Below are 1,044 nucleotides of genomic sequence, written 5' to 3'. Positions count from 1 at the left end.
GATATGAAGAAAGCCCACGGACGCGCTGTCCGTGGGCTGTGATGGGAATGTTCCCGTATGAGTGGGTAGGCGGCGACTCGTGGTTCCCAGAGGATCGCTCACTCCAGTACTTCACGATACGCTGGTGGGCTTAACTTCCGTGTTCGGAATGGGTACGGGTGTTTCCCCACCGCTCTGGCCGCCTTCATGCCGACTCTCGGAGTCGAACCGAGACGCTCTCATTATAGAGAGCGACGCCTGTGTCGGTCGTGGTTCGAATCAACCGTGTATGCGTGCGATCCAGATACCGCCTGAACTCATGCGAGTTCGTGGCGCGTCAGCGCCAATGAATGTGGCTCGGTCTGTTAGTTCTCGTGGGCTTAACACCTCGTTGCCTCGGTGCGTACACCCCGAGTCTATCGAACTCGTCTTCTACGAGTGACCTCAGTGGTACCTCTTTTCCATGTGGGTTTCGAGCTTAGATGCGTTCAGCTCTTACCCCGTGTCGCGTGGCTACTCGGCATCTGCCCTTCCGGACAACCGATACACCAGTGGCGACCAAACGTAGTTCCTCTCGTACTATACGTTCGTTCACGTCAGGTACCTCACACCCCCAATAGATAGCAGCCGACCTGTCTCACGACGGTCTAAACCCAGCTCACGACCTCCTTTAATAGGCGAACAACCTCACCCTTGCCCGCGTCTGCACGGGCAGGATGGAGGGAACCGACATCGAGGTAGCAAGCCACTCGGTCGATATGTGCTCTTGCGAGTGACGACTCTGTTATCCCTAAGGTAGCTTTTCTGTCATCTACGGGTCCCATTCCGGAACCTCGTAGGTTCGCTAGACCACGCTTTCGCGTCAGCGTTCCTCGTTGGGAAGAACACTGTCAGACCATCTTTTGCTCTTGCGCTCTTCGCCGGATTCCCGACCCGGCTGAGATGATCTTCGGGCGCGCTCGATATCTTTTCGAGCGCGTACCGCCCCAGTCAAACTGCCCGGCTACCGGTGTACTCCTCCCGGAGTGAGAGTCGCAGTCACCGACGGGTAGTATTTCAATGCTG

2 rRNA genes are annotated in these 1,044 nt (G+C 56.8%); both read right to left on the bottom strand.

The annotated features are described in order from the left end of the window. Window positions 1–64: 64 nt before the first annotated feature. A 5S ribosomal RNA gene (gene rrf, locus EXE44_RS17050) occupies window positions 65–186 on the bottom strand. A 138-nt stretch (window positions 187–324) separates the two neighbouring features. Further along, window positions 325–1,044, bottom strand: a 23S ribosomal RNA gene (locus tag EXE44_RS20950); the annotation flags it as partial.

The organism is Halorubrum sp. SS7, assembly GCF_005435055.1.
In the GTDB taxonomy this organism is placed as follows: Archaea; Halobacteriota; Halobacteria; order Halobacteriales; family Haloferacaceae; genus Halorubrum; species Halorubrum salinarum.
The sequence above is the reverse complement of the archived record's forward strand: the minus strand, read 5'-3'. Positions and strand labels throughout refer to the sequence as shown.